27 protein-coding genes are annotated in these 24,157 nt (G+C 35.3%); 6 read left to right on the top strand and 21 right to left on the bottom strand.

Annotation, left to right across the window (positions count from 1 at the left end):
- Nucleotides 1–6: 6 nt before the first annotated feature.
- From rplN to rpsL, 15 genes are all read right to left on the bottom strand, one after another.
- Nucleotides 7–375 carry a 50S ribosomal protein L14 gene (gene rplN / locus ABEB23_RS00490; RefSeq protein ID WP_007803649.1) on the bottom strand — a complete coding sequence of 123 codons (369 nt, stop codon included), beginning with the start codon at nucleotides 373–375 and terminating at the stop codon, nucleotides 7–9.
- Between the two features lie 2 nt (nucleotides 376–377).
- A complete protein-coding gene (gene rpsQ, locus ABEB23_RS00485; RefSeq protein ID WP_026706247.1) occupies nucleotides 378–638 on the bottom strand; it encodes a 30S ribosomal protein S17 in 261 nt (86 codons plus the stop codon).
- Nucleotides 639–655: 17 nt separating this feature from the next.
- Nucleotides 656–847: a 50S ribosomal protein L29 gene (gene rpmC, locus ABEB23_RS00480; protein WP_121337684.1), complete on the bottom strand. Its 192-nt coding sequence runs from the start codon at nucleotides 845–847 to the stop codon at nucleotides 656–658.
- 13 nt (nucleotides 848–860) lie between these two features.
- On the bottom strand, nucleotides 861–1,286 hold the full coding sequence (gene rplP, locus ABEB23_RS00475; protein WP_017495016.1) for a 50S ribosomal protein L16: 426 nt from the start codon (nucleotides 1,284–1,286) through the stop codon (nucleotides 861–863).
- Nucleotides 1,287–1,305: 19 nt separating this feature from the next.
- Nucleotides 1,306–2,064: a 30S ribosomal protein S3 gene (gene rpsC, locus ABEB23_RS00470; RefSeq protein ID WP_348810422.1), complete on the bottom strand. Its 759-nt coding sequence runs from the start codon at nucleotides 2,062–2,064 to the stop codon at nucleotides 1,306–1,308.
- A gap of 5 nt (nucleotides 2,065–2,069) precedes the next feature.
- A complete protein-coding gene (rplV, locus tag ABEB23_RS00465) occupies nucleotides 2,070–2,483 on the bottom strand; it encodes a 50S ribosomal protein L22 (protein ID WP_348810421.1) in 414 nt (137 codons plus the stop codon).
- Between the two features lie 6 nt (nucleotides 2,484–2,489).
- Nucleotides 2,490–2,768, bottom strand: a complete 279-nt coding sequence (gene rpsS, locus ABEB23_RS00460; RefSeq protein ID WP_007803626.1) for a 30S ribosomal protein S19 — start codon at nucleotides 2,766–2,768, stop codon at nucleotides 2,490–2,492.
- 6 nt (nucleotides 2,769–2,774) lie between these two features.
- A complete protein-coding gene (gene rplB, locus ABEB23_RS00455; protein WP_348810420.1) occupies nucleotides 2,775–3,599 on the bottom strand; it encodes a 50S ribosomal protein L2 in 825 nt (274 codons plus the stop codon).
- 9 nt (nucleotides 3,600–3,608) lie between these two features.
- The gene (rplW, locus tag ABEB23_RS00450) at nucleotides 3,609–3,899 is read right to left on the bottom strand and encodes a 50S ribosomal protein L23 (RefSeq protein ID WP_348810419.1); all 291 of its coding nucleotides are present in this window, start codon (nucleotides 3,897–3,899) and stop codon (nucleotides 3,609–3,611) included.
- A gap of 6 nt (nucleotides 3,900–3,905) precedes the next feature.
- The gene (gene rplD, locus ABEB23_RS00445) at nucleotides 3,906–4,535 is read right to left on the bottom strand and encodes a 50S ribosomal protein L4 (RefSeq protein ID WP_348810418.1); all 630 of its coding nucleotides are present in this window, start codon (nucleotides 4,533–4,535) and stop codon (nucleotides 3,906–3,908) included.
- Nucleotides 4,535–5,152, bottom strand: coding sequence for a 50S ribosomal protein L3 (gene rplC, locus ABEB23_RS00440; protein ID WP_348810417.1), 618 nt, complete (start codon nucleotides 5,150–5,152; stop codon nucleotides 4,535–4,537). The genes rplD and rplC overlap by 1 nt, the downstream gene beginning before the upstream one ends.
- 154 nt (nucleotides 5,153–5,306) lie before the next feature.
- Nucleotides 5,307–5,612, bottom strand: coding sequence for a 30S ribosomal protein S10 (gene rpsJ, locus ABEB23_RS00435; RefSeq protein WP_011963470.1), 306 nt, complete (start codon nucleotides 5,610–5,612; stop codon nucleotides 5,307–5,309).
- Nucleotides 5,613–5,623: 11 nt separating this feature from the next.
- Nucleotides 5,624–7,780 (bottom strand): elongation factor G, encoded by a 2,157-nt coding sequence (fusA, locus tag ABEB23_RS00430; RefSeq protein WP_348810416.1) that lies wholly within the window; start codon nucleotides 7,778–7,780, stop codon nucleotides 5,624–5,626.
- 10 nt (nucleotides 7,781–7,790) lie between these two features.
- A complete protein-coding gene (gene rpsG / locus ABEB23_RS00425; protein ID WP_121337677.1) occupies nucleotides 7,791–8,267 on the bottom strand; it encodes a 30S ribosomal protein S7 in 477 nt (158 codons plus the stop codon).
- 73 nt (nucleotides 8,268–8,340) lie between these two features.
- Nucleotides 8,341–8,724, bottom strand: a complete 384-nt coding sequence (gene rpsL / locus ABEB23_RS00420; RefSeq protein ID WP_007136570.1) for a 30S ribosomal protein S12 — start codon at nucleotides 8,722–8,724, stop codon at nucleotides 8,341–8,343.
- A gap of 179 nt (nucleotides 8,725–8,903) precedes the next feature.
- Here rpsL and ABEB23_RS00415 point away from each other — a divergent pair, with 179 nt between their 5' ends.
- The 4 genes from ABEB23_RS00415 (at nucleotide 8,904) to rlmB (ending at nucleotide 16,161) form a co-directional block, all read left to right on the top strand.
- Entirely contained in the window at nucleotides 8,904–10,613 is a 1,710-nt protein-coding gene (locus tag ABEB23_RS00415; protein WP_348810415.1) for a BamA/TamA family outer membrane protein, read from the top strand.
- A gap of 84 nt (nucleotides 10,614–10,697) precedes the next feature.
- Nucleotides 10,698–13,925 carry a SusC/RagA family TonB-linked outer membrane protein gene (locus ABEB23_RS00410; protein ID WP_348810414.1) on the top strand — a complete coding sequence of 1,076 codons (3,228 nt, stop codon included), beginning with the start codon at nucleotides 10,698–10,700 and terminating at the stop codon, nucleotides 13,923–13,925.
- Between the two features lie 12 nt (nucleotides 13,926–13,937).
- Nucleotides 13,938–15,347 carry a SusD/RagB family nutrient-binding outer membrane lipoprotein gene (locus ABEB23_RS00405; RefSeq protein ID WP_348810413.1) on the top strand — a complete coding sequence of 470 codons (1,410 nt, stop codon included), beginning with the start codon at nucleotides 13,938–13,940 and terminating at the stop codon, nucleotides 15,345–15,347.
- 79 nt (nucleotides 15,348–15,426) lie between these two features.
- Nucleotides 15,427–16,161 (top strand): 23S rRNA (guanosine(2251)-2'-O)-methyltransferase RlmB, encoded by a 735-nt coding sequence (gene rlmB / locus ABEB23_RS00400; RefSeq protein ID WP_348810412.1) that lies wholly within the window; start codon nucleotides 15,427–15,429, stop codon nucleotides 16,159–16,161.
- A 46-nt stretch (nucleotides 16,162–16,207) separates the two neighbouring features.
- On the opposite strand, the gene ABEB23_RS00395 is transcribed toward rlmB, so the two are convergent.
- Complete coding sequence (locus ABEB23_RS00395; protein WP_348810411.1) at nucleotides 16,208–16,975, bottom strand: rhomboid family intramembrane serine protease; 768 nt, start codon at nucleotides 16,973–16,975, stop codon at nucleotides 16,208–16,210.
- Nucleotides 16,976–17,224: 249 nt separating this feature from the next.
- Here ABEB23_RS00395 and ABEB23_RS00390 point away from each other — a divergent pair, with 249 nt between their 5' ends.
- The gene (locus ABEB23_RS00390) at nucleotides 17,225–18,502 is read left to right on the top strand and encodes a replication-associated recombination protein A (RefSeq protein WP_348810410.1); all 1,278 of its coding nucleotides are present in this window, start codon (nucleotides 17,225–17,227) and stop codon (nucleotides 18,500–18,502) included.
- 89 nt (nucleotides 18,503–18,591) lie between these two features.
- Here ABEB23_RS00390 and ABEB23_RS00385 read toward each other — a convergent pair whose 3' ends face one another.
- Genes ABEB23_RS00385 through ABEB23_RS00365 form a run of 5 tightly spaced genes read right to left on the bottom strand, consistent with a single transcriptional unit; the run spans nucleotide 18,592 to nucleotide 22,861 of the window.
- Complete coding sequence (locus tag ABEB23_RS00385) at nucleotides 18,592–19,362, bottom strand: hypothetical protein (protein ID WP_348810409.1); 771 nt, start codon at nucleotides 19,360–19,362, stop codon at nucleotides 18,592–18,594.
- 3 nt (nucleotides 19,363–19,365) lie between these two features.
- Nucleotides 19,366–20,055, bottom strand: coding sequence for a YjjG family noncanonical pyrimidine nucleotidase (locus ABEB23_RS00380; RefSeq protein WP_348810408.1), 690 nt, complete (start codon nucleotides 20,053–20,055; stop codon nucleotides 19,366–19,368).
- 7 nt (nucleotides 20,056–20,062) lie between these two features.
- Nucleotides 20,063–20,755, bottom strand: coding sequence for a RadC family protein (radC, locus tag ABEB23_RS00375; protein ID WP_348810407.1), 693 nt, complete (start codon nucleotides 20,753–20,755; stop codon nucleotides 20,063–20,065).
- Nucleotides 20,756–20,757: 2 nt separating this feature from the next.
- Complete coding sequence (locus ABEB23_RS00370) at nucleotides 20,758–22,113, bottom strand: UDP-N-acetylmuramate--L-alanine ligase (RefSeq protein ID WP_348810406.1); 1,356 nt, start codon at nucleotides 22,111–22,113, stop codon at nucleotides 20,758–20,760.
- A 40-nt stretch (nucleotides 22,114–22,153) separates the two neighbouring features.
- Nucleotides 22,154–22,861, bottom strand: coding sequence for a tetratricopeptide repeat protein (locus tag ABEB23_RS00365; protein WP_348810405.1), 708 nt, complete (start codon nucleotides 22,859–22,861; stop codon nucleotides 22,154–22,156).
- 278 nt (nucleotides 22,862–23,139) lie between these two features.
- Here ABEB23_RS00365 and ABEB23_RS00360 point away from each other — a divergent pair, with 278 nt between their 5' ends.
- Complete coding sequence (locus ABEB23_RS00360) at nucleotides 23,140–24,129, top strand: glycosyltransferase family protein (RefSeq protein WP_348810404.1); 990 nt, start codon at nucleotides 23,140–23,142, stop codon at nucleotides 24,127–24,129.
- Nucleotides 24,130–24,157 lie beyond the last annotated feature (28 nt).

Here is a 24,157-nt window from a genome sequence, read left to right as displayed (position 1 = left end):
AACGAATTAAAGCACTTCTGGTGCTAATGATACAATTTTCATGAATTGTTTTTCACGAAGTTCTCTTGCTACCGGACCAAAAACACGAGTTCCTCTCATCTCACCAGCAGCATTCAATAACACACATGCGTTGTCATCAAATCTGATGTATGATCCATCGGCTCTTCTCACTTCTTTTTTGGTACGTACAACAACTGCAGTTGAAACAGCACCTTTTTTAACGTTTCCGTTAGGTGTTGCGTCTTTAATAGATACTACAATCTTGTCTCCAACAGAGGCATACCTTCTTTTGGTACCTCCTAAAACACGGATAGTTAAAACTTCTTTAGCTCCTGTGTTATCTGCTACTTTTAGTCTTGATTCTTGTTGTACCATAATTATTTAGCTCTTTCTAGGATTTCAACTAATCTCCAACATTTTGATTTACTCAAAGGACGCGTTTCGCTAATTCTTACAGTATCTCCAATGTTACAGTCGTTTGTTTCGTCATGTGCAACAAATTTCTTTGTTTTCAACACGAACTTACCGTATAATGGGTGTTTTACTTTAGTTACTTGCGCAACTACAATGGATTTATCCATTTTGTTTGAAGTAACAACCCCAATTCTCTCTTTTCTTAAATTTCTTTTTTCTTCCATCTTTCAGCAGAATACAATTATTGTAACTCTCTTTTTGTAAGCTCTGTAGCTAATCTTGCAACTGTTCTTCTTACAATTCTAATTTGAAGAGGATTTTCAATTGGAGAAATAGCATGAGCCATTTTTAGGTCAGCATATGTTTTCTTAGTCTGGCTAAGTTTTTCTTGCAACTCCGCTGCAGAAAGATCTTTTATTTCTGATTGTTTCATAATATAATATAGATTATGCTTCGAAATCTCTAGCAACGACGAACTTAGTTTTTACTGGAAGCTTTTGAGCTGCAAGACGTAACGCCTCTTTTGCAACTGACAAAGGTACTCCTCCAACTTCAAACATAATTCTTCCGGGTTTAACAACGGCAGCCCAATATTCAACTGCACCTTTACCTTTACCCATACGTACTTCAAGAGGTTTCTTTGTGATTGGTTTGTCTGGAAATATTTTGATCCATAATTGTCCTTCTCTCTTCATGTAACGAGTTGCAGCGATACGCGCAGCTTCGATTTGACGAGAGGTTAAGAACATTCCATCTTCATGTACAGATTTAATACCAAACATTCCATTTGAAAGTTCATGCCCTCTTTGAGAGTTACCTTTCATTTTACCTTTCTGTACCTTACGGTATTTTGTTCTTTTAGGCTGTAACATTTTTCTTTAGTTTAAAAATTTACTTTCTTTTACGAGCGTCTGGTTTTCCACCTTTATTAAAGTTAGATTTGCCACGAGGAGCATCTCCACCTTTACCACCACCAGTACCAGATTGTTTTTTATCCATTCCTGCAAGTGGAGAAAGATCTCTCTTTCCATAAACTTCCCCTTTCATGATCCATACTTTGATACCCATTCTACCATAAGTAGTGTGAGCTTCAGCCAAAGCATAGTCAATATCGGCTCTGAAAGTTGATAGAGGAATTCTACCTTCTTTGAAACCTTCTGAACGTGCCATCTCAGCTCCATTCAAACGACCAGAAATTAAAACTTTGATACCTTCAGCGTTCATACGCATAGAAGCAGCAATAGCCATTTTAATTGCACGTCTGTAAGAAATTCTGCTTTCAATTTGACGACAGATACTTGTAGCAACTAAAAAAGCATCAAGTTCAGGTCTTTTGATTTCAAAGATGTTAATTTGAACCTCTTTGTCAGTAATTTTCTTAAGTTCTTCTTTCAACTTGTCTACCTCTTGTCCACCTTTTCCGATAATGATACCAGGTCTAGCAGTAGTGATAGTAACGGTTACAAGTTTCAAAGTTCTCTCGATGATTACTTTTGATACACTAGCTTTTGATAAACGAGCGTGGATATACTTTCTGATTTTGTGATCTTCGGCAAGTTTATCACCGTAATCATTTCCACCATACCAGTTTGAGTCCCATCCTCTGATGATACCAAGTCTATTTCCAATTGGATTTGTCTTTTGTCCCATGCTGCTTAAGAATTGCTTTGTGTGTTATTGATAGCTCCAAGCACGATTGTTACGTGATTAGAACGTTTTCTTATTCTGTGTGCGCGACCTTGTGGAGCTGGACGAAGTCTTTTCAACATCATTCCACCATCTACTCTAATCTCCTTAACAAATAAACCTGCCTCTTCTAAACTAGCTTCACTATTTTTTTGCTCCCAGTTATTGATAGCAGATAATAATAATTTTTCTAATTTTCTTGAAGCTTCTTTAGAACTGAATCTTAATATGTTAAGTGCTCTTTCTACCTTCTGACCTCTTACTAGATCTGCTACTAAGCGCATTTTTCTAGGTGAAGTAGGGCAGTTATTTAACTTTGCAAAAGCTAGAGACTTATTAGCCTCTTTTCTTGCGTCTGCTGTTTCTCTTTTACGAACTCCCATTGCTTCTTATTTTTTACCTTTATTTTTTGCTCCAGCATGACCTCTAAAAGATCTAGTTGGTGAAAATTCTCCTAATTTATGTCCTACCATGTTTTCTGTTACGTAAACTGGTACAAACTGACGACCGTTATGAACTGCGATTGTTTGCCCAACAAAGTCTGGAGTAATCATAGAAGCTCTAGACCAAGTCTTTACTACTCCTTTATTTCCATTCTCAATGTTTTCTTGAACTTTCTTGTCTAACTTATAATGAACGAAAGGTCCTTTTTTTAATGAACGTGCCATATCTTATTATTTCTTTCTACGTTCTACGATATACTTGTTACTCGGGTTTTTCTTAGAACGAGTTCTATAACCTTTAGCTGGTATTCCATTTCTTGAACGTGGATGTCCACCAGAAGAACGACCTTCACCACCACCCATTGGGTGATCGACAGGGTTCATTGCAACAGGTCTTGTTCTAGGTCTTCTTCCTAACCATCTTGTTCTACCTGCTTTTCCAGATACAACTAATTGGTGGTCTGAATTAGAAACCGCTCCAATTGTAGCCGAACAAGTCAACAAGATCAATCTTGTCTCTCCAGAAGGCATTTTAATTGTAGCATATTTTCCATCTCTTGCCATTAATTGAGCAAATGTTCCAGCAGAACGAGCAATTACAGCTCCCTGACCCGGTCTCAATTCAATACAAGAAATAACAGTTCCTAAAGGAATTCTGCTTAATGGTAAAGTATTACCTATTTCAGGTTGAGATTCTGGACCAGAAACTAATTTCTGACCAACTTTCAATCCGTTTTGAGCAATAATATAAGTTTTCTCTCCATCAGCATAAGCTAACAAAGCGATAAACGCAGTACGATTTGGATCATATTCAATTGATTTCACTGTAGCAGGAATTCCTGTTTTAGTTCTTTTAAAATCAATAATACGATATCTCTGCTTGTGACCACCACCCGTATAACGCATGGTCATCTTTCCTTGACTATTTCTACCACCAGAGTTTTTTATCGGCGCTATCAAAGAGCGTTCCGGCTTATCAGTTGTAATGGCGTCATAACCATTCACAACTCTAAATCGCTGACCTGGGGTAATAGGTTTTAATTTTCTAACTGACATTTTTCTATCTTAGATATTGTTGTAAAAATCAATTGATTCTCCTTCTTGTACTTGTACAATTGCTTTTTTAATAGCATTTGTCTTTCCACTGATTAAACCACTTTTAGTGTATTTTGTAGTTCTGTCTGGTCTTACATTCATTGTATTAACACTAACAACAGTTACTCCATAAGCAGCCTCAACAGCTTTCTTAATCTCAACTTTATTTGCTTTTTTGTTAACAACGAATCCAAAGCGGTTCAAAACTTCACTTTCTTTGGTTACTTTTTCTGTTACTATAGGTTTAATTATGATGCTCATATCCTATTATTTGCTTAAATTTTCTTCAATTACTTCTAAAGAACCTTCTAAAAGCACTAAATTATTAGCGTTTAAAATGGCGTAAGTGCTTAATTCTGAGCTACTTACTACGTTAGAAGCCTTTAAATTACGTGACGACAAATATACATTTTTATTTGAATCACCCAATACAAATAAAGATTTTTTATTCTCTAACCCTAAAGCTTTCAAAACGTTAATGAAATTTTTAGTGTTTGGAGTTTCAAAATTAAAGTCCTCAAGAACGATTATATTTGACTCTTTTGCTTTGATTGAGAAAGCTGATTTTCTAGCCAAACGTTTCAAGCTTTTATTCAATTTAAATGAATAACTTCTTGGTCTTGGTCCAAAAACAGTTCCCCCACCTTTAAACAAAGGGTTTTTTGCACTACCCGCACGAGCAGTACCTGTTCCTTTTTGTTTTTTAATCTTACGTGTACTTCCCGCTACTTCAGCTCTTTCTTTTGCTTTGTGCGTTCCTTGTCTTTGATTAGCAAGATATTGCTTTACATCAAGGTATACTGCGTGATTGTTTGGTTCTATACCAAATACTGAATCAGAAAGTTGAACTTTTCTTCCAGTATCTTTTCCGTTGAAATCTAATACTTTTGCTTCCATTACTTCTGAATGATTACATAAGAGTTGTTATGACCAGGAACACATCCTTTAATAACAAGTAGGTTCTTATCAGCCACTACTTTTAAAACTCTAAGGTTTTGAACTTTTACATTTTCTCCTCCCATTCTTCCAGCCATACGCATTCCTTTGAATACTCTAGATGGATAAGAAGAAGCTCCTACAGAACCTGGCGCTCTCAAACGGTTGTGTTGACCGTGAGTTGCTTGACCAACACCACCAAAACCGTGACGTTTTACAACCCCTTGAAAACCTTTACCTTTAGACACACCTTGTACATCTACAAACTCTCCTTCTTCAAAAATAGAAACATCAATAAGATCTCCTAATTTTTGTTCAGTTGCAAAATCTTGGAATTCAACGACTTTTTTCTTAGCAACAGTTCCCGCTTTTTTAAAGTGACCTAAAGCCGCTTTTGTGGAATGTTTCTCGTTTTTGTCATCGAAACCAAGTTGCAACGCTTCGTACCCGTCAACACCTTTGGTTCTGACTTGGGTAACAACACATGGTCCAGCTTCGATTACTGTACAAGGAATATTCTTCCCGTTTTCGTCGAAAATGCTAGTCATGCCGATTTTTCTACCAATTAACCCAGACATAAATATTAATTATTAATTATTAAATATAAATATAGAACGCAGCTTTTAAGCAAATCCTATTTTTTTAGTGGTGCAAAAGTATAACTTTTTTACACACAAACCAAAAAAATATTTTTCGCTTAAAAACAGCGTCCTTTTCTTACTAGTAAGCTACTTAAACTTTGATCTCTACTTCAACTCCACTAGGCAATTCAAGTTTCATCAAGGCATCAATAGTTTTTGATGAAGATGAATAAATGTCAATTAATCTCTTGTATGACATTACTTCAAATTGTTCTCTCGCTTTTTTGTTAACGTGTGGAGAACGTAATACAGTGAAAAGTTTTTTGTGAGTTGGTAATGGAATTGGTCCTGTTACCACTGCTCCGGTACTCTTAACCGTTTTTACAATCTTTTCAGCAGACTTGTCTACCAACATGTGATCGTAAGATTTTAGTTTTATTCTGATTTTTTGACTCATTTTCTTAAAGATTAAGCGTTTCCTTTTGCTTTTTTGATAACTGCTTCTGAAATATTAGAAGGCGTTTCAGCGTAGTGTGAAAATTCCATAGTTGAAGTTGCACGACCTGAAGACAATGTTCTTAATGTTGTAACATAACCGAACATTTCAGATAATGGCACATCTGCCTTAATTGTTTTAGCACCTGCTCTGTCACCCATGTCATTCACCTGACCTCTACGACGGTTGATATCACCTACGATATCCCCCATGTTTTCTTCTGGTGTAATAACCTCCATTTTCATGATAGGCTCAAGAATAACAGCTCCAGCAGCTTTCGCAACTTCTCTATAACCCATTCTTGCAGCTAATTCAAAAGATAGCGCATCAGAATCCACCGGGTGGAAAGATCCATCCAATAAAGTTACTTTCAAACTATCAACTTGATAACCTGCTAAAGGTCCAGTTTTCATAGCTTCTCTAAATCCTTTTTCTACAGATGGAATATATTCTTTAGGAACGTTACCTCCTTTTACCGCATTTACAAATTGCAATCCTACAGGAACTTTACCGTCAACTTCATCTGCTGGCTCTAGTAAGAATACGATATCACCGAATTTACCACGACCACCTGATTGTTTTTTGTAAGTTTCTCTATGTTGTGCAGATTTTGTAAAAGCTTCTTTATATTCAACTTGAGGCTCACCTTGGTTTACTTCAACTTTGAATTCACGTTTCATTCTATCAACCAAGATATCTAAGTGTAACTCACCCATACCTGAGATAATAGTTTGCCCTGAAGCTTCATCAGTTCTAACTGTAAAAGTTGGATCTTCTTCAGCTAATTTAGCCAAAGCCATACCCATTTTATCAACGTCAGCTTTTGTTTTAGGCTCAATAGCAATACCAATTACCGGCGCAGGAAATTTCATTGACTCAAGAATAATTGGGTGTTTCTCATCACACAATGTATCTCCAGTTTTGATATCTTTAAATCCAACAGCAGCTCCAATATCTCCAGCCTCAATATATTCGATTGGATTTTGCTTGTTAGCGTGCATTTGGTAGATACGAGAAATTCTTTCTTTGTTACCAGAACGAGTATTCAATACATAAGAACCAGCATCAAGTCTTCCTGAATACGCACGGAAGAAAGCCAAACGACCTACGAACGGGTCAGTAGCAATCTTAAATGCCAAAGCTGCGAATGGTTCTTTTACATCTGGTTTACGTAAAATTTGAGTTTGATCTTCTTCAAGCAACTCAGCATCATCTGGATGAATTCCAGTAATACCTTCTTTATCCATTGGAGACGGCAAGTATTTACATACCGCATCTAACATGAATTGAACTCCTTTGTTTTTAAAAGATGAACCTGCAATCATAGGAATGATAGCCATATCCATAGTAGCAGCTCTTAACGCATTGTTGATTTCTTCTTCTGTGATAGAATCTGGATCTTCCATGTATTTATCAAGCAAATTCTCATCATAATCTGCAACCGCTTCGATAAGGATATCTCTATATTCTTTCACTTCATCAACCATATCCGCAGGAATATCGATGATATCAAAAGTAGCACCTTGAGTAGCATCATGCCAAACAATGGCTTGGTTTTTAACCAAATCAACAACACCTCTAAAATCATTCTCTTCACCAATTGGTAAAGTGATTGCGACAGCGTTCGATTTCAACATATCTCTAACTTGCTGACATACATTCAAAAAGTTAGAACCTTGTCTATCCATTTTATTTACGAATCCCATACGTGGCACTCTATACTGATCCGCTAGTCTCCAGTTAGTTTCTGATTGTGGCTCAACACCATCAACAGCACTAAACAAGAAAACCAAACCATCAAGTACACGCAAAGAACGATTCACCTCAACTGTAAAGTCAACGTGTCCCGGGGTATCGATAATATTAAAGTGGTAAGGTAATGTTTCAGGTAAAATTTTACCTTGTTCAGTTGGAAAATTCCACTCACAAGTTGTAGCAGCAGAAGTAATTGTAATACCTCTTTCTTGCTCTTGCGCCATCCAGTCCATAGTTGCAGCACCATCGTGCACCTCACCTATTTTATGTGATTTTCCTGTATAGAATAATATACGCTCCGTTGTTGTTGTTTTACCAGCATCAATGTGAGCAGCAATTCCAATATTTCTTGTATATTTTAGATCTCTAGCCATTTCTTATGAATTAAAATCTAAAGTGAGAGAATGCTTTATTTGCTTCAGCCATTTTATGAGTATCCATTCTCTTTTTAACAGCAGCACCTTCTTCTTTAGCAGCAGCTAAACATTCAGAAGCTAGTCTTTGAGCCATAGATTTTTCATTTCTTCTTCTAGAATAAAGTATCAACCACTTCATTGCCATAGAAATTTTTCTGTCTGGTCTGATTTGCATTGGAATTTGAAATGTTGCACCACCAACTCTACGACTACGTACTTCTACGTGAGGCATAACATTAGTTAAAGCATCTTTCCAAATTTCTAATGATGATTTTTCTGCATCTTGCTTTTTAGTCTCTATAATGTCAATTGCATCATAAAAAACTTTAAAAGCTGTCGATTTCTTACCATCCCACATCAAGTTATTCACAAAACGTGTTACCAATTGGTCGTTAAACCTTGGATCTGGTAAAAGTGGTCTTTTCTTTGCCGCTCTTTTTCTCATGTCTTTTTTTTAATTAAACGCCATACTTATCTAGTCGCGATGAATCGCGCCTCTACAAGAATAACTTTTTAAATTACTTTTTTGCTTCTTTTGGGCGTTTAGCACCATACTTAGATCTTCTTTGCGTTCTACCCGCTACACCTGATGTATCAAGTGCACCACGAACGATATGATATCTAACTCCTGGTAAATCTTTTACCCTTCCACCCCTAACTAATACTATCGAGTGCTCTTGTAAATTGTGTCCTTCTCCAGGGATGTAAGCATTTACCTCATTACCATTTGTCAAACGTACACGCGCAACTTTACGCATTGCAGAGTTTGGTTTTTTTGGTGTAGTAGTGTAAACACGCGTACAAACCCCTCTTCTTTGAGGACAAGAATCTAAAGCAACCGATTTACTCTTCTTAGTTATCTGAGTTCTTCCTGTTCTTACTAATTGTTGAATTGTTGGCATAATTAATACTAAAAATTTATTATGTATATTAAATTCCCGCTTTTTACGGGGTTGCAAATGTATAAAATATTTTTCAGTATACAAACGTTAATCCATTAATTTTCAACATCATTATTTTACACTATGATTTTTATCGTAAACAATTGATATTTGCATTACTTTTATTTAAAAACAACTATTTGAGAACTCTCCTCCTTTTTCTATTATTCACCAACCTTAACCTAAGTTGTCATGCTCAAAGTTTTCAGTTAAAACTAAGCGGAAATTCACCTGCAGAAAACAAAACAATCGACTCCTTACACTACAACTCAAAACACAGCGACCTAAAATCAGTCGATAATGAAACCCTACTAATGTCTGAAAAACTTTCAAAAATAGGATATATTGATAATGAAATAAAAGAAAAAAACAAGACAAGCGACTCGACATTTCAAGCTCAATTCAAGTTAGGAAAAAAGATTAAAAACATACATATATATATAGGTATAAATACATTAGGAAAAAACTCCATTTTATTATCAAAAACAAAAGACACTGCAACAATAGCTTATAGTGAAATCGAAGCGTTCCTAAGCCGAACATTAAACGAACTGGAACAAAACGGATATGCCTTAGCGAAACTAAAACTGATTAACATCAAAAAAGAAAACAACAATCTATACGCAGAATTAAATATCGAACTAAACAAACAAAGACAACTCAATTCAATTGTTATTAAATTCCCAGAAAGCAAACACAAAGAACACTTTCCAAACGGACCACTAAACCAAATTAATAGTAAATACAAAAACAAAACCTTCAATAAAGAAATAATCGATCAAATTCACACTGATTTTGAAAACTTTCGTTTTGTAAGTCAAATCAAATATCCAGAAATATTACTCACCCAAGACTCCACTAAAGTGTATGTTTATCTAGAAAAAAGAAAAGCTAATAGTTTCGATGGCTTTTTAGGCTTTTCAAATAACGAAAATAAAAAAATAACACTTAATGGATATTTAGATATAGTCCTCGAAAACATTTTGAAGTCAGGCGAAGAATTATCAATTTACTGGAAAAGTGATGGAAACAACCAAAAAACATTTAATGCGGCGCTAGACCTCCCTTACTTATTCAAAAGTCCGGCAAACCTAAAAGCACAAATTCAAATTTTCAAACAAGACAGCACTTACCAAAATACAAAAACAGCAATTGATCTAGGGTATATCCTCAATCACAATACCCGTGCTTATATAGGATACCAATCCACCGAATCCAGCGACATCCAAAACACAAACAACAATACAATAAGCGACTACAACAATTCATTCATCACAAGTAGTTTCAGATATACAAAATTTGACCAGAACAATTCTTTCTTCCCAAAAAAAACTACTATTGAATTCACAATAGGTCTTGGAAAAAGACGCACGAACGATTCGCCTGAAACAGTAGGAACCTCAAAACAGTCACAAATAAACCTACAAGTCATGTACAATTTCTACCTAAACAAGAAAAATTACATCAATTTACGAACTCAAAATTATTACCTGCAAAGCGACACCTTTATCACAAACGAATTATATCGTTTTGGAGGAATAAACTCCGTTCGTGGCTTTACAGAAAACAGCCTACAAGCACAATTTATGTCTTCAATCCTAACCGAATATCGCTACATAATTTCACCAAACTTATTCCTACATTCTATTGTAGACTACTGCATTTACAGGGACCCATTCACCACAGAGGACAAAAAAACAAATGAAAATCTAATTGGAATTGGCCTAGGAGCAGGAGTCCAAACAAAAAATGGACTGTTAAAAATCGCAATCGCCAATGGCACCTCAAAAAACACAGAAAAAGAGTTTTATAACACTATGATTAATATATGTTATAATGTTAAATTTTGACCGCAAAGGAAAAAAGGGATTCTTTTATTAGGAAAGTTAACAAATTATTAAGATTTTTGTCTCACTAATTCAAAATATTTAAAAATGAAACTAAAGTTCAATGGATTCTTAGTACTATTATTAGTACTTGTCGCGCAACTAACTTTTGCGCAAGAGAGATCTGTTTCAGGAATTGTTTCTGATAATGCAGGATTGCCTTTACCTGGCGTGAGTGTATTAGTCAAAGGGACGAAAAATGGAACACAAACTGATTTTGATGGAAAATATTCTATCAAAGCATCATCAAGCCAAGTCTTGATTTTTAGCTACATTGGGATGAGAACCCAAGAAATTGCGGCTAGTGCTTCAACTGTCAACGTGAAACTGAAAGATGATTCAGTTGAACTAGAAGGAGTTGTAGTAACTGCTTTAGGTATCAAAAAAGAGAAAAAATCTCTTGGTTATGCTACACAAGAATTAAAAGGAGACGCTATTTCCGATACTCCAGTTACAAACTTTGCTGAGGCATTGTCTGGTGAAGTAGCCGGTTTAGATATCCAATCTTATGGAACAATGGGTGGTTCTGCCAACATCATTGTAAGGGGTTACAAATCTTTGTTCGGAAGTAACCAAGCTTTGATTGTTGTCGATGGTACACCTATACTTAATGAAACAAACAACTCAACTGACCAAAAAACTGGTAGAGGTGGTTATGACTACGGAAATGCCGCATCTGACATCAACCCAGATGACATTGAGTCTTTGAACGTACTTAAAGGTGCTGCTGCAACAGCTCTTTACGGTTCTAGAGCTTCAAATGGTGCGTTAATCATTACAACTAAAAAAGGTAAAAAAGCTAAAGGAATTGGTGTTACTGTAAATTCATCTTTCACAGTTGGAACCGCTGATAAATCAACTTTACCAAAATACCAAGACAAATACGGAGCTGGTTATAGCCCTGATTATGAAGATTTCGACGGTGATACTGATTTATACTTTAACAATTTCGATATAAACGGTGACGGTATTAACGATCAAGTTGTTCCTTTCACGGAAGACGCTTCATATGGAGCTGCCTTTGATCCAAATTTAAATGTTTACCAATGGACTTCCATTTTTCCACAATTACCAGGCTACGGTGTAGCTACTCCTTGGGTTGCTGGAAAAAACACACCAAACAGCCTATTCATAGATGCTACTACACTTACGAATGCTGTATCTTTTGGAAAAAGTACTGAAACTTCCTCTTTCAGAATTGGTTTTACTAACAAAAACCAAACTGGTATTGTTCCAAATGGATCTATCAAAAGAAACACATTAACTTTTTCTGCTTCTCAAAAATTGAATGAATCATTAACTGTTTCTGGTGACTTTTCTTACACTAACAACAATGGTAAAGGAAGAAACGGAACTGGTTACAGCTCTGGAAACCCAATGCAGGCATTTAGACAATGGTGGCAAACAAACGTTGATCTTAAACAACAAAAAGATGCCTTCTTTAGCACAGGTCAAAACATAACTTGGAACGTTAATTCAGCTGATAATTTAAGTCCAATCTATACTGATAACGTTTACTGGAATTTGTATAAAAATTTCCAAAGTGACAGTAGAGATCGTTACACAGGAAACTTTGCGTTAAACCAAAAAGTTACAGACTGGTTTAGTATCGTAGGTAAATATGCATTTGACAGCTACTCTGAAATTAGAGAAGAAAGAACTGATATAGGTTCGTCAGATGTTTCTGACTACACTGTAACCAACAGAAAAGCTTCAGAAATGAACTATGATTTAATGGGTAACTTCAATTACGACATTTCAGAAGACTTAAACTTAAACGGTCTTATCGGTTATAACTTAAGAGTAAATAAACTGAATTCATTGGCAGCTTCTGCTAACGGTGGTTTAGTTACTCCTGGATTATTCACTTTAGCAAACTCTGTCAATCCATTAACTCCTTCTGATTATGCAAAAACAGATTACACTAAAAAAGTAGAAGGTGTTTTTGGTAAAATAGGTCTTGGATACAAAGGAACTTATTATTTAGATGCTACTTTAAGAAATGACAGATCATCTTCTTTACCAGTAGACAACAACTCATACTGGTACCCATCAGTATCTTCAAGTATAATCTTCTCAAATTTAGTTAAACAAGATTGGTTAACTTTTGGTAAAGTGAGAGCGAACTATGCTGAAGTAGGTAATGATACTTCACCTTACCAAGTGTTTAATACTTATGACATTGGAGCAGCTTATAATGGCAATGCGTCAGCAAGTAACCCATCAGCCTTTAATAATGCTAATCTAAAATCTGAAACAAGTAATGACTTTGAGGTTGGTTTGGAAATGCAATTCTTTTCAAACAGATTCGGATTTGATGTTTCTTATTATGAAAGAGAAACTGTAGATTTGATTACACCAATAGACGTTTCTACAGCGACAGGTGCCGCTAACCTATGGTTGAATGGTGGTGACATGAAAAACAAAGGATTAGAGTTTATCATCAACGGTACTCCTATCAAAACAAATGATTTTTCATGGGATATCAAAATTAACTACGGTCAAAACGAAAGTGAAATCACTCGTTTAGCTGAAGGAATTGAATTTATGCAATTAGCTAGTGTACAAGGTGGTGTTACATTAGGGGGAGCATTAGGCGAATCATTCGGATCAATTAGAGGTAGAGATTTTGTATACACTAATGGTCAAAAAACTGTTGGAACGACTGGTTATTATTTGAGAACAACATCGACTAGTGAGGTCATTGGTAACATCACTCCAGACTGGACAGGTGGAGTTAAAAATAATTTCAAATACAAAAATTACAGCTTAGGATTCCTTATCGATATCCAACAAGGTGGTGATGTATTCTCATTAGATACTTACTATGGTTATGCAACTGGTCTATACGACTTCACTGCTGGAACAAACCATTTAGGAAACCCTGTAAGAAACACAAAAGCAAATGGTGGAGGTGTAATTTTAGACGGTGTTCAAGCTGATGGTTCAGCTAATACTGTTGTTGCCGACGCTTCAACTTATGCTAACCCATGGGGATATGTAAGAACTCCTCAAGCAGCGCACGTTTATGATGCATCATTCGTTAAACTAAGAGAAGTGAACTTCACTTATGCTTTCCCTAAAGACATCGTAAGTAAATTCTCAATGGAAAATCTATCGTTCTCATTAATCGGAAGAAATCTTTGGATTATTGACAAAAACACACCTTACTCTGACCCAGAAGCTGGTCTAGGTTCTGGTAATATTCAAGGATACCAATCAGGAGCTTATCCTTCAGTAAGAGAAATCGGAGCTAGCTTAAAATTTGAATTTTAAAAAAACACAAAAATGAAAAAATATTTATTAATAATCTCTTCACTTTTTATTGCTAGCTGTACTAGTGATGAAAGCTTTGAAAACCTAAACAGAGATCCTAATAATCCAACTCAGGTATCTTCTGAAGCGCTTTTCACCTCAGCAACAAAAAGTTTGTTTAACCAAATGGAAAGTACCAACGTAAATACCAATGTATTTCGTCTATTTTCACAATATTGGACAGAAACAACTTATATTGATGAAAGTAATTACGATTTAAATACAAGAAAAATTGCTGACAATCACTGGAGCGAAATGTACAGAGACGTTTTGTACGATTTGCAAAATGCTAAAAGTTTAGCGACAACAGATACGCAAAAAGCAATGGTTTCTGTTCTAGAAGTTTATACTTGGCAACAAATGGTCGATACATATGGTGATATTCCATATTTCGACGCTCTGCAAGGTTCGGTTGAACCAAGTCCTGCTTATGACGATGATGCTCTTATTTATGCTGATTTATTAAAAAGAATAGATGATGCAACTGCAAAATTAAATTCAGGAACAGCTGGTTACACAGGAGCTGATATCATGTATAATGGAGATGTTACAAAATGGAAAAAATTTGCTAACTCTGTTAAATTAAAACTTGCAATGAGAATGGCTGATGCTGATAATGCAACAGCTCAAACCGCTGCTCAGCAAGCAGTAGCTGCAGGAGTATTAGCATCAAATGCAGATAACGCAACTCTAGCTTATTTACCTACAACTCCAAACACGAATCCATTATGGGTAGATCTTGTACAAACTGGAAGAAGTGATTTTGTTATAGCAAACACTATTGTAGACTACATGAATACTTTAGCTGACCCAAGAAGAGCAATCTATTTTGATGATAACTTAGGTGATGGTGTTTACAAAGGTGGTCCTTATGGAAAAATTAACACTTTTGGTAATTTCTCTCATATTGGCGATGTTATGCACGATCCTACATTCAGGGGAGTTTTATTAGATTTCTCTGAAGTACAGTTCTTATTAGCTGAAGCTGTAGAAAGAGGTTATTCTGTAGGTGGAACTGCTGCCAGTCATTACACAGAAGGTATTACTGCATCTATGACGGATTGGGGTGTTGCTGATACAGATATCACAGCTTACTTAGCTAAACCATCAGTTGCTTATGGAACAGCTACTGGAACTTGGAGACAAAAAATTGGCTTCCAATTTTGGTTAGCAATGTACAATAGAGGTTTTGAAGGATGGTGTATATACAGAAAATTCGATGCTCCAACTATGAATGTAGCTGATCAATCTAAATTACCTGTTCCTAACAGATACACTTACCCGTTAGCTGAACCTACATTAAATAAATCAAACTACGATATTGCTATTGTAGCTATAGGTGGAGATGAACTATCTACTAAAGTCTTCTGGGATAAATTCTAATTTATTTCGAATTTAAATTAAAACCATCAGCTTAGGCTGGTGGTTTTTTTTTTACGTACATTTTACTTAGCTTTGCGCCATGGAAAAAGAACATTTAATATTCGGGATAAGAGCTATTATAGAGGCTATACAATCAGGTAAGGAAGTAGACAAAGTCTTTATACAAAAAGAAATTTCAGGAGAGTTGATGAAGGACTTAATGAAAGTCATGAAACGCGCTAATGTAAATTTCTCTTATGTTCCGGTAGAAAAATTAAACCGTTTAACACCAAACAATCATCAAGGAGCGGTAGCGAGTATCTCGCCCATCGGCTTTATAGATCTGGAACACCTAGTAGATGCAACTATTGCCTCTGGAAAAGTACCTTTATTCCTGATTTTAGACCAAATCTCTGATGCACGAAATTTTGGAGCCATCATCAGAACAGCGGAATGTACAGGTGTAAATGGTATTATAGTTCAGAAAGCAGGATCAGCACCTGTTAATGGAGATACCGTAAAAACATCGGCAGGAGCGGTGTTTAATGTGCCAATTTGCAAAGTAGAACACATCAAAGATGCTATTTTCTATTTACAAGGTTCTGGTATAAAAACAGTAGCAGCAACAGAAAAAACAGATCAAACCATTTACGATATCACTCTTACTGAACCGGTAGCCATCATAATGGGTTCTGAAGACCGAGGAATAAATCCTTCAGTCCTTAAAATTGTGGACGAAAAAGCTAAATTACCAATGTTTGGAACAATTGGTTCTTTAAATGTTTCGGTTGCCTGTGGAGCGTTTTTATACGAAGCTGTGAGACAACGAAGTTAAAATCTATTCCGTTAAAAGGAAATTCAAATAATCAATTCTAAATGAATCAAGACTCGGGTTTTGATTCATTTTTTTTATGCTCAATAATTTCATAATTAATTGGATAACTCGAAGAAAAGTAAGTTGAGAATTCCTCTTCGATTTCTTCTTTAGGCTTATTTACAAAATTGCCGTTCTCATCGAAGCGCTGCATGAATTTATCTTCTAAAGTATTATAATCAGGACGTTCCCAATCGTATTTAATCATCTTTTTGTATTCTGGTGACTTGTATACAACTGATAATGCAAAACCAACTACTAAACCAGCCAAATGTCCTTCCCATGAAATAGATTCATCTACTTTTGGAAAAACATACCAAACCATTCCACCATAAACCACAATAACTGCAAGAGATAGAGCAACAAGCCTATAGTACTTTGTTATTATTCCTTTGAAAAAAATAAAACTCACTAAAACGTATACTAGCCCACTCGCACCTATATGGTAATTATCTCTCCCGATAATCCATGTTATCAGTCCTGAGAAAAAAATACCATAACCGATTACCGCTATAGACTGTTTCCTGTAAAAAAATTGCAGAGCAGCCAACAAAACCAGTAATGGAATCGAATTATTATATAAATGTTCAATATTCGAATGAATGAACGGACTAAAAGCGATTCCTTGCAATCCAGAAAATGTTCTAGGTAAAATTCCATTTTCAAAAAAATCATAATCAAACCTGATTTGGACCCAAAAAACAAACCACAAAAGCAACACAAAAAAAAGCGGTAGGCCTACAACAGAATTAGTAAATTTGAATTGGTTATCCATTTTATCTTTTTGGTTTATAGCAACACTTTAGAGTATTCATTAACACTCAAAAATTTATCCAAAAGCAATACTATGCTATTTTGTCATCTTATAAATGTAAAGTTCCTAAAGAATTCCGACAACCACATAATAATTCCATTTTTTTTAGCCCAGATCAAAACGGCATCCTTTTTTTTGCTTTTTTCAAGCAACAAAAAGATATAGTGTAGAGCTGGAATAGCTTCAAATAAAAAATAGTAATTTTGTAACATGGAAGCACCACTGGCAGAACGCATACGACCTCAAAAACTAGAAGACTACATTAGTCAGTCCCATTTGGTTGGACCTAGCGGTTCATTAACACAACAGATTGCAAAAGGAATCATTCCTTCCCTCATCTTTTGGGGACCTCCAGGAACAGGAAAAACCACTTTGGCACAAATCATTGCACAAGAATCCAATCGTCCTTTTTACATATTAAGTGCCATCAATTCAGGTGTAAAAGACATTCGTGATGTAATTGATAAAGCAAAACAAAGCGGCGGACTTTTTACAGCCAAAAATCCAATCTTGTTTATAGATGAGATTCACCGTTTTAGTAAATCGCAGCAAGATTCACTTTTGGCAGCCGTCGAAAAAGGCTGGATTACTCTTATAGGAGCCACAACTGAAAACCCTAGTTTTGAAGTTATACCCGCCTTATTATCGAGATGCCAGGTCTATATTTTAAATGCCTTTACAAAACAGGATTTAGAATCTTTATTGGTTCGTGCCATGGACAAAGATGTCATTTTAAGAGAAAAAAAAATACTTTTAAAAGAAACAGAGGCTCTCTTGAGACTTTCCGGAGGCGATGGACGCAAACTATTAAATATTTTTGAACTTGTCGTAAACGCCTCTAATGAAGACGAAATTTTAATCACTAATGAACGCGTTTTTGAATTGGTACAACAAAATACGGTTTTGTACGACAAAAGTGGCGAACAACATTATGATATTGTTTCGGCTTTTATAAAATCAATTCGAGGTAGTGACCCAAATGGAGCTGTCTATTGGCTTGCCAGAATGATTGAAGGTGGTGAAGATGTAAAATTCATTGCGCGCCGCATGCTGATTCTCTCCAGCGAAGATATTGGGAATGCCAATCCGACAGCTTTCATTATGGCCAACAATACCTTTCAGGCTGTTACTACAATTGGTTATCCGGAAAGCAGAATCCTTCTGAGTCAATGTGCAATCTATTTAGCGACCTCCCCAAAAAGTAATGCTTCCTATATGGCCATTGGAACAGCCCAACAATTAGTCAAACAAACAGGCGATTTACCAGTCCCTATTCACTTGAGAAATGCCCCTACCAAATTAATGAAAGAATTGGGTTACGGTGAGGAATACAAATATGCACATGATTATGCCAATAATTTTACTGAACAGGAATTTTTACCTGATGCCCTTTCCAACACACCTATATATGTCCCCGGAAATAATTCAAGGGAAAATACCACCAGAGAATTTCTTAAAAACCGTTGGAAAAATAAATATGGTTATTAGATTAATAACTGATTCACAATTAACAAAAAACGTCCTGAATTCACAGGACGTTTTTTATTAAGAACAATTTTAGCATTTCTAACCGATTATTAAAACTTAACTGCTACTTTTTCTGAAACCAGCTTGTCATTTTGATAATATTCAAAATACCACTGATTGTCTTTTGAGATTAAAACCCCCTGAACACTTCCTTTTGCAGCAATATAACAAACCGGACTAGACGTTTTAAAAACCTTAAAAACCACTTTTGGCGTGCTATCCACTAGCTGAAATCCTGTTGCTGTTGGCTGAGCATACAATAAAACAGAATCTGTATTTTCAATAATCACAGTATTGCCTACATTATTTACTGAAGCTGCAACAGGAGCAGCAACCACAGGGATGGGCGCAGCATTAACTATAGCTTTCGCATCAGCCGGTGCATTAACCGAACTCTTTCCGTTATATTTATACTTTAGGGCATATATGGACACAAAAGCATTGTTTAATGCTTCACTGTACGCTACTTCATAATCTTTTTCTTTGCTCTTCCCTACTTCCGATTGAAAGATTATTTTACCATTACAGTCTTTGAGCGCAGCATATAATTTGGTCATTAAAAAAGTACTCTCTTTTACTACATCAATATACAATAATGAGCATCTGTCATTATATTCACTAGGAATTGACTCGTTATTGTAAAAAGCCTCAAAACCAGCTTTTTTAAGATTAGATTTAGTTAAAGTACTGAGACGGTATTGATTCTCTGTTTTTAGAAAATCATATTTTAAAGGAATAATTACCGCTTTGTAATCATTCACCGATTGAGAGAAGCTATAACTCACAATAAAAAGCAGCAATAATAAAAATCTTGTTTTCATAATCTATAAATATTTTTTTAGTTCTAATAAATGATTGACTTGCTTAATATTCTGAGAAACCTCGACATTGTTGACGTTAAAAAAAATAGCCTCTAAACCGGCATCTAAAGCCCCTTGCACATCTGCTTCCAAACAATCTCCAATCATAATACTGTTTTCTTTTTTGGCTTTGGCCAAGTCTAATGCGTGCTCAAAAATCAAAGGATTAGGTTTCTTTACCCCTGCCATTTCAGAATTGGTAATGGTTTGAAAATAAGAGCCAATATTGGAATTCTTAATCTTTTTGTATTGCACATCGGCAAAACCATTGGTAATAATATGCAGTTTATACTCCTGGCTTAAATACTCCAAAATTTCGAAAGTCCCATCAAAAAGATGATTATTTTCCGGTAACCCTTGAATGTATTCCTGAGCAATACTTTCTATCTGTTCATCAGAAATAGAATAATTTAAGGCATCGAAAGAATGCTTCAACCGATTGTACCGCAATTCTGCATGAGTAATCTTATCATACTGGTACAATTTCCAGCAGGCCTGATTTATTGGGACATATTTCTCAATAAATGCTGCAGTTTCAATCGTCGGATGATTTTTGTTGAAAATAGATTCAAATGTTAACTCCGAGTTCTTGTCAAAATCCCAAAGTGTATGATCTAAATCAAAAAAGACATCCTTTATATTCTTATTCTTCATTTTATTTTTAAAATATTCCTTCGTCTACAAAACTAAAATAATGATTTTCAGTCACAATCAAATGATCCAACACTTTTATTTCCAGACTTTCCCCAGCCATTTTCACTTTCCTTGTAATCTGCTTGTCGGCATCACTCGGCGTCAAGGCACCAGAAGGATGATTGTGACACAAAATTAAACTGGTTGCTCCCATTTCGAGTGCCGTTTTAAAAACCAGTCGAACATCAACCAAAGTACCTGTAATTCCACCTTTACTGAGCTGAGATTTCGAAATTACTTTATTGGAATTATTCAAATAAAGAATCCAAAATTCTTCATGTGATAATTCGCCAATAATGGGTTGCATGATTTCGAAAACGACTTTACTGGAAGTAATTTTTGTCAATTCTACAGCATCTTCCGCTCTTCTGCGCCTTCCTAATTCCATTGCAGCAATAATCGAAATAGCTTTGGCCTCTCCTATTCCCTTAAAATTCATTAACTGCGAAATAGATAATTTTCCTAAAGCATTTAAATTATTATCAACGCTTCCCAAAATTCGTTTACTTAAATCCACTGCCGATTCATTTCGATTTCCTGAACCAATCAAAATAGCAATCAATTCTGCATCACTCAAAGCACTTTTACCTTTCAGCATAAGCTTCTCGCGGGGCTTATCGTCTTCGGACCAATTCGTTATCGGGAAATTATTTTGTTCCAAATTTACCCAATTAATACCTTAACTTCATCAAAATTCAATCCGCCATAATTTCCAGAACTCATCAACAATAAGGCTGAATTTTCAAGATTTAAATTAAACAAATAGTCTTTAAAATCTTTTGGATTGGTATAAATAATCAAATCTTCCCGATTGAAAGCCTTTGCAATTTGCTCATAAGTCACCTCTTCCAGCTGTTTGATTTTTACTGCGTCCGGCGAATAAAAAACAACGGCAACATCAGCATATTCCAACGCCCCTTCATATTCCTTTAGGAACTCAGCATTCAAACTACTATAAGTATGCAATTCTAAACAAGCGACTAAAGTACGGTCAGGATATTGTTCTTTTACTGCTTTTGTGGTAGCGGCAACTTTACTTGGTGAATGTGCAAAATCTTTGTAAGCCACTTTAGTTTTGCTTTCGGCTATCTTTTCCAAACGTTTGGATGCCCCTTTAAAACTTGCAATTGCTTCATAGAAATCGGCTTCATCTACACCCATGTTTTGGCAAATCCATTTGGCCCCAGCCAAATTATTCAAATTATGCGCTCCAAAAACTTCTATCGGCATAGCTCCCTCCGGAGTTTCCAAAAGCGTTACTCCATTACTAACCGAATATTTTGGTGTGTGATAGGACAATTTACGAATTGGATTGCTTGCAGCTTCAGCCACGCGTTTTACTTCAGAATCATCTTCATTGTAAACCAAAATTCCTCCATTAGTTATTTTGTCAATAAAAATTTCGAACTGTTCAACATAATTTTCATAGGTTGGAAAAACATTGATATGATCCCAGGCAATTCCTGAAATCAAGGCAATATTAGGTTGGTACAAATGAAATTTTGGTCTTCTGTCAATAGGTGAAGATAAATACTCGTCTCCTTCCAACACCATAAAATCATTTTCCTCGGTAAGATGCACCATAGTGTCGAAACCTTCCAATTGTGCACCCACCATATAATCCACTTCAATATTATGATAATGCATGACATGAAGTATCATCGAAGTAATCGTTGTTTTTCCGTGTGAACCACCAATAACAACTCTAGTTTTATTCTTGGATTGTTCGTACAAAAACTCTGGATAGGAATAGATTTTCAACCCTAATTCCTGAGCTTTCAGTAATTCAGGATTATCAGCTTTAGCATGCATTCCCAAAATTACTGCCTCAATATCGGCTGTAATCTTTTCAGGAAACCATCCCAATTCTGCCGGTAAAATTCCCTTTTTGTCTAAACGTGATTTAGAAGGTTCAAAAATAGCATCGTCGCTCCCTGTTACCTGATATCCTTTATTGTGTAATGCCAATGCTAAGTTGTGCATTGCGCTTCCGCCAATGGCGATGAAATGTGTTTTCATTTTCGTTTATGCGTTTATTATGTTGAATCAATGAGTCGAATTAACGACTAACTGACAGTTCCTTTTTCCTGTATTCTTCCAAAACAGCTTTTGCTTTCTCGGGTTCATTCATTTTATTTTTATACAAATTAGCTAGCTTTTGATAACTTGTTTTCGAACCACTCACAGCTATCGCTTTTCTATATTGTTGCTCTGACGTTTTATATCTTTTAAAATATTCCTCAATGTGACCTCTTGACAAATAACCATCAATTGGAGATAATTTTAATAATTCATTTGAATATCTGATTGCCTTCGATTCGCTTCCGCCTACAATACCCGGCAGTTGTAAATTTAACTCTATCAAAGCCCATCGGGCATCAATATGTTTAGGATTTAAATCTATTGCTTTTTCAAAACTTTCCCTCACTTCACCAATCATTCCAAGCGCTTTGAATTTATTGACTTCTTTGGCTTTCATTCCTAATGCTCCACCATATTTATAATGAAAATCCGCTTCTGAAGGTTTCATCAGCTTTAATCTTTTATAATAAACAATCGCTTTATCCCAGGCTTTACTCCAGCCAGCTATGTCTCCTAAATATTCAATTGTTCTTAAATCTGATGGATTGGTTTTTAAAAAGGATTCAAAAATGGGTAGTGCCTCATTGTATTTTTCTTCTTTGAATAGTTTTTCTGCTTTATCGAAATTGGATTGGGACCAAATCAACAAAGGAAATAACAAAAGAAAATATACAAGTCGTTTCATTCTTCAAAAATAGGGAAATTTATATTTGTAATTCTGCAAGATTTCAAAAGGTTTAACATAAAAATTTTCGGCCTTTACTGACCATAAGTTTCTAAAAGAAATGACACTAAAAACACATTGACATAACATTGTGGAATTAATTTAGCAAAACAAATGATGAAAGAAAACTAAAAATTATTGGTAGGCGCAGCAACGAAAATCCATCCACCTCAAAATTTGATGGTCAGACATTATTTTTTTAGCACAAACTAATCCCGACTCAAACTAAAAACCCATAAATGAAAATATTTTATGCTATTCAAGCCACTGGTAATGGTCACATAAGCAGGGCAATTCAACTATACCCTTATCTAAAAAAATTTGGTTCTGTAGATTTTTTTTTGAGTGGAAACAATGCCAGTCTGGATGTAAAATTACCTATTAAATTTAGAAGTAAAGGTTGTAGTCTTCATTACAGTAAATGTGGTGGATTGGACTACTGGGATATCTTAAAAAACATCAAACCCCGTCAGATTTACAAAGATGCCGATTCCCTACCACTAAAAAATTATGATTTTGTTATAAATGATTTTGATTCCATTACTTCACTATCCTGTAAATTACAAAAAGTGCATTCAGTTCAATTTGGACATCAAGCTAGTTTCATATCTGAATCAACACCGAGACCTATAAAAAAGAGTCTTATGGGAGAGATGATTTTGAAACATTATGCTCCATCACCAAAAAATATTGGTTTGCATTTTGAAAAATATGATTCCTTTATTCTCCCTCCAATTATCAAAGATAAAATCATACAAGCAAACCCAAAAAACTTGGGGCACATAACGGTTTATCTTCCTTCTTTTCAAATAGATTGTTTAGAAAAAGCGTTCAATAAAATCCCAAATGTATCGTTTCATTGGTTTTTAGACAATGTAAAATTCGAGCATACTATAGGAAACATTACCTATTTTCCTGTAAATCAAAAATATTTCAACGCCAGTTTAATTTCATGTCAAGGGATAATCACTGGTGGCGGATTTGAAACACCTGCAGAAGCCTTGTATCTTAGAAAAAAAATACTGAGCATTCCAATACGCAATCATTACGAACAAGAATGCAATGCGGCTGCATTAAAAAAACTAGGGGTTCCAGTTGCTTATAAAGTTGGTGATGATTTTAATCTAATTATAGAAAATTGGCTCAATACCGATTTAAAATACCCAACTATTGAAGCCAATAATATTCCAGAAACCTTACAGTTTTTATTCGACACCTATAATGATTAACTATTAAATATGTAGAGACGCACTGCAG

Origin of the sequence: Flavobacterium maritimum (genome assembly GCF_040049085.1) — a bacterium.
In the GTDB taxonomy this organism is placed as follows: Bacteria; Bacteroidota; Bacteroidia; order Flavobacteriales; family Flavobacteriaceae; genus Flavobacterium; species Flavobacterium maritimum.
Note: the sequence above shows the minus strand (reverse complement) of the source record. Positions and strands in the feature narration are given on the sequence as shown.

Coding starts and splice junctions, on each gene's coding strand:
- rplC (WP_348810417.1), bottom strand. CDS start 5,152: ATGTCTGGGTTAATTGGTAGAAAAATCGGCATGACTAGCATTTTCGAC.
- rpsS (WP_007803626.1), bottom strand. CDS start 2,768: ATGGCACGTTCATTAAAAAAAGGACCTTTCGTTCATTATAAGTTAGAC.
- ABEB23_RS00365 (WP_348810405.1), bottom strand. CDS start 22,861: ATGAAACGACTTGTATATTTTCTTTTGTTATTTCCTTTGTTGATTTGG.
- rpsL (WP_007136570.1), bottom strand. CDS start 8,724: ATGCCAACAATTCAACAATTAGTAAGAACAGGAAGAACTCAGATAACT.
- rpsG (WP_121337677.1), bottom strand. CDS start 8,267: ATGAGAAAAAGAGCGGCAAAGAAAAGACCACTTTTACCAGATCCAAGG.
- rplP (WP_017495016.1), bottom strand. CDS start 1,286: ATGTTACAGCCTAAAAGAACAAAATACCGTAAGGTACAGAAAGGTAAA.
- ABEB23_RS00405 (WP_348810413.1), top strand. CDS start 13,938: ATGAAAAAATATTTATTAATAATCTCTTCACTTTTTATTGCTAGCTGT.
- ABEB23_RS00395 (WP_348810411.1), bottom strand. CDS start 16,975: ATGGATAACCAATTCAAATTTACTAATTCTGTTGTAGGCCTACCGCTT.
- rplV (WP_348810421.1), bottom strand. CDS start 2,483: ATGGGAGTTCGTAAAAGAGAAACAGCAGACGCAAGAAAAGAGGCTAAT.
- ABEB23_RS00380 (WP_348810408.1), bottom strand. CDS start 20,055: ATGAAGAATAAGAATATAAAGGATGTCTTTTTTGATTTAGATCATACA.
- rpmC (WP_121337684.1), bottom strand. CDS start 847: ATGAAACAATCAGAAATAAAAGATCTTTCTGCAGCGGAGTTGCAAGAA.
- rplN (WP_007803649.1), bottom strand. CDS start 375: ATGGTACAACAAGAATCAAGACTAAAAGTAGCAGATAACACAGGAGCT.
- rpsQ (WP_026706247.1), bottom strand. CDS start 638: ATGGAAGAAAAAAGAAATTTAAGAAAAGAGAGAATTGGGGTTGTTACT.
- ABEB23_RS00385 (WP_348810409.1), bottom strand. CDS start 19,362: ATGAAAACAAGATTTTTATTATTGCTGCTTTTTATTGTGAGTTATAGC.
- rplW (WP_348810419.1), bottom strand. CDS start 3,899: ATGAGCATCATAATTAAACCTATAGTAACAGAAAAAGTAACCAAAGAA.
- rplB (WP_348810420.1), bottom strand. CDS start 3,599: ATGTCAGTTAGAAAATTAAAACCTATTACCCCAGGTCAGCGATTTAGA.
- rlmB (WP_348810412.1), top strand. CDS start 15,427: ATGGAAAAAGAACATTTAATATTCGGGATAAGAGCTATTATAGAGGCT.
- ABEB23_RS00410 (WP_348810414.1), top strand. CDS start 10,698: ATGAAACTAAAGTTCAATGGATTCTTAGTACTATTATTAGTACTTGTC.
- ABEB23_RS00360 (WP_348810404.1), top strand. CDS start 23,140: ATGAAAATATTTTATGCTATTCAAGCCACTGGTAATGGTCACATAAGC.
- rplD (WP_348810418.1), bottom strand. CDS start 4,535: ATGGAAGCAAAAGTATTAGATTTCAACGGAAAAGATACTGGAAGAAAA.
- ABEB23_RS00370 (WP_348810406.1), bottom strand. CDS start 22,113: ATGAAAACACATTTCATCGCCATTGGCGGAAGCGCAATGCACAACTTA.
- rpsJ (WP_011963470.1), bottom strand. CDS start 5,612: ATGAGTCAAAAAATCAGAATAAAACTAAAATCTTACGATCACATGTTG.
- fusA (WP_348810416.1), bottom strand. CDS start 7,780: ATGGCTAGAGATCTAAAATATACAAGAAATATTGGAATTGCTGCTCAC.
- rpsC (WP_348810422.1), bottom strand. CDS start 2,064: ATGGGACAAAAGACAAATCCAATTGGAAATAGACTTGGTATCATCAGA.
- ABEB23_RS00390 (WP_348810410.1), top strand. CDS start 17,225: ATGGAAGCACCACTGGCAGAACGCATACGACCTCAAAAACTAGAAGAC.